This window comes from Bradyrhizobium sp. 31Argb (genome assembly GCF_043638955.1).
In the GTDB taxonomy this organism is placed as follows: domain Bacteria; phylum Pseudomonadota; class Alphaproteobacteria; order Rhizobiales; family Xanthobacteraceae; genus Bradyrhizobium.
Genome location: NZ_JBEGDB010000499.1, coordinates 1 through 2,762, shown reverse-complemented (window position 1 = coordinate 2,762; position 2,762 = coordinate 1). Strand labels below are relative to the sequence as shown.

Annotated in this window: 3 protein-coding genes and 1 pseudogene; 1 reads left to right on the top strand and 3 read right to left on the bottom strand. The window is 64.4% G+C overall.

Going from position 1 to position 2,762, the window contains the following annotated elements:
* The 3 genes from tnpC to AAFX91_RS40610 form a co-directional block, all read right to left on the bottom strand.
* Window positions 1-1,460 (bottom strand): IS66 family transposase (gene tnpC / locus AAFX91_RS40620; protein WP_394570235.1); only part of this gene is annotated, 1,460 nt, incomplete at its 3' end.
* A 54-nt stretch (window positions 1,461-1,514) separates the two neighbouring features.
* Window positions 1,515-1,871: an IS66 family insertion sequence element accessory protein TnpB gene (tnpB, locus tag AAFX91_RS40615; RefSeq protein WP_394570234.1), complete on the bottom strand. Its 357-nt coding sequence runs from the start codon at window positions 1,869-1,871 to the stop codon at window positions 1,515-1,517.
* Complete coding sequence (locus AAFX91_RS40610) at window positions 1,868-2,266, bottom strand: transposase (protein WP_394570233.1); 399 nt, start codon at window positions 2,264-2,266, stop codon at window positions 1,868-1,870. The genes tnpB and AAFX91_RS40610 overlap by 4 nt, the downstream gene beginning before the upstream one ends.
* Window positions 2,267-2,365: 99 nt before the next feature.
* Here AAFX91_RS40610 and AAFX91_RS40605 point away from each other — a divergent pair.
* Window positions 2,366-2,762, top strand: a pseudogene (locus tag AAFX91_RS40605) (winged helix-turn-helix domain-containing protein); the annotation flags it as partial.

Genomic DNA, 2,762 nt, shown 5'->3' with positions numbered 1-2,762 from the left:
CCGGCACTCAGCGAAAGCTGCCGGCAAACGGCAACTCCTCGGAACCTGTAGCCACCGCGCCAGTCGTCGACTCTACCCAACTCGATGCGGCCGTCGTCGAGAAACAAGGTAAGCCCATCCCAATGGTTCAGCAGATAGGCGATCGCCTTGCCCATCTCGCTGCCCGGCGACAGGCGGGCGGCTTGCTCGCGCAGGAATCTCTCGAGTTCGGCGACGAGCGGCCGTGATCGCTCGTTGCGCGCCTTTTGTCGGATCGCGGCGTCGGAGCCACGGATCTCCTTCTCGATTGCATAGAGCGCGGCGATGCGCGCGAGGACGGCTTCGGCGATGGGTGAGCCGGCCTTCGGAGCCGCGGCAATGATCTCGCGCCTGGAGTGGGACCAGCATGCGGCCAGCCGCAGCGGCGCGCCGCCTTGACGCTCGGGTCGTGCGAGCCTGTGATAGCCCTGGTATCCATCGACCTGAAGGATGCCGTCGAAGCCGTCGAGGATATGCTCGGCATGTTTGCCACTGCGTCCTGGCGCGTAGTGGTAGACCACGATTGGTGGATCAGCGCCGCCGTGGCCGCGATCGTCGCGCAGGACAGCCCACAGATAGCCGGTCTTGGTTCGGCCCCGGCCCGGATCGAGCACGGGTGCCCTGGTCTCGTCCATGAACAAGCGGCCCGATTGCTTCATCACGACGCTCATGCGCTCGATCAGCGGCGCGAGGTGGAAGGCGACAGTTCCCATCCAATCCGCCAGAACGGCGCGATCGATGAGGATGCCATGCCGGGCCAGAACCTGGGACTGACGATAGAGCGGCATGTGCTCGCTGAACTTGGCGACCGCCACCTGCGCCAGCATCGCCTCGGTGGGCAGGCCACCCTCCACCAGATGGGCGGGCGCCGGCGCCTGGCGCACGCCAGCGCATCCTGTCGCGCAGGCGTAGCGCGGTCGCACCGTCTCGACCACGCGATACTGGGCCGGCGTCACGTCGAGGCGTCTGGAGCGATCCTCGCCGATCCGCACCATCTGGCCGCAGCCGCAGGGACACTCGAGGCTCTCGGGTTCGATCACCTGCTCAATGCGCGGCAGGTGCGCGGGAAAGGCGCGGGCGGCGCGGCTGGCCCGGCGGCCCGACGGTGCCGCGCCGGTGCGGCGCGCACGATCGTCCTGGCGCTCCTGGACTTCGGCGATGGCGATCTCGATGTCTTCGAGCACCAGCTGCATCTGATCGGGATTGAACTTCTCCGAGCGTTTGCCGAAGCGTGCGCGCTCGTACTCCTTCACGAGCAGTTCGAGACGGTCGACGATCTGTTTGGACGCAGCCAGTTCGTTCTCGACATGAAGGCGCGCCGTGCGTTCGTCATCAGCGCGACGACGCTCGGCTTCGAGCATCGCTTCCTGCGCGCTGAAGAGCGCTCGCAAATCGGCGGGCAGCGCGGCAAGACGGGCGGGATCAATGGCGGACGGTGACACATCCGCAAGCTATCATCCCGAGGCGCCGTGCGAAACAAATCGTCAGCCCCCGAGTCAGTTCGCCGCAGCTGGGGTTGCGACGATCCGTTCACCCACACGCTTCCAGTTCAGCCCGTCAAACAGCGCTTCGAACTGCACCCGCGTCAGATGCATGACGCCGCCGCTGATCTGCGGCCACTCAAAATGGCCAGCGCGACCAAGGCGCTTGTAGATTAGAACGAGGCCCGTGCCGTCCCACAGCAAAATCTTCAGCCGGTCGGCGCGCTTCGAACGAAAAACCACAATCAGGCCCGAATGCGGATCGAGCCCGAGCGTGTTCTGCACGAGGCCGGCCAGCGCGTCGTGCCCGCACCGGAAATCGACAGGACGTACAGCAAGCACAATCCGCAGTCCCTGCGCCGGAATGATCATGCGCCGCGCTCGATCGCGGTCACGATCTCCGCGATCCGCACCGCTGACACGTCCGCGTCCAGGCGAACCGAAACCTTGCCAATCGTAATCTCGACAGGCCCCTCGTTCTTGCCTGACGCCGCTGGATCACTCAACTCGATCGACACGAAATCCGCCGCTTCGTCCGTGACCAATGCGATCCGGCCGGCACGCGCCAATCTGCGCCACGTCGTCAATTGCTGGGCCTTGACACCATAACGCCGTGCGACATCACATACGCGGGCGCCGGGCTTCATGCTCTCGAAAACAGCGCGCCCCTTGGTCTCCGCAGACCACAACCGGCCTCCAGAACGGGTACGGCGCGCAAGCTTCCCTACAAAACCGTCGGCTTCGGCTTCCTCGCCCGATAGTTCCATCGCCCTCAGTCTCTTCCTGGCTGCCTGAACAACCAAGAATCGCAGACCACAAACCGAGGGGAAACCCATCAATCAAATGGGGACAAAGCTTCGCTTACGATTTACCGCTGGATGAGAACGGTGAAAGGTCGTGGGAAGGGCCTGCGGGCGCTGGCGTCGCGCAAAGGAACGGGACGTCCGAAGAAGTTGACGCCGGCGCAAGAGCGGCAAGTGTTTCGCTGGATCAACGGCAAGAACCCGCTGCAATACGGTTTCGATTTTGGCTTGTGGACGCGGCAAATCGTGCGCGAACTGGTGGAGCGGGAATTCGGCGTGAGGCTGAGTCTGGCGTCGATCGGGGGGATGCTGGCGCGCTTGGGATTGAGCGCGCAGAAGCCATTGCAACGCGCCTATCAGCGTGACCCGGAGGCGATCGAGCGTTGGCAGCGGGAAACCTATCCGGCCATTGCGCGGCGTGCCAAGCGGGAGAAAGCGGATGTCTATTTCTGGGATGAAT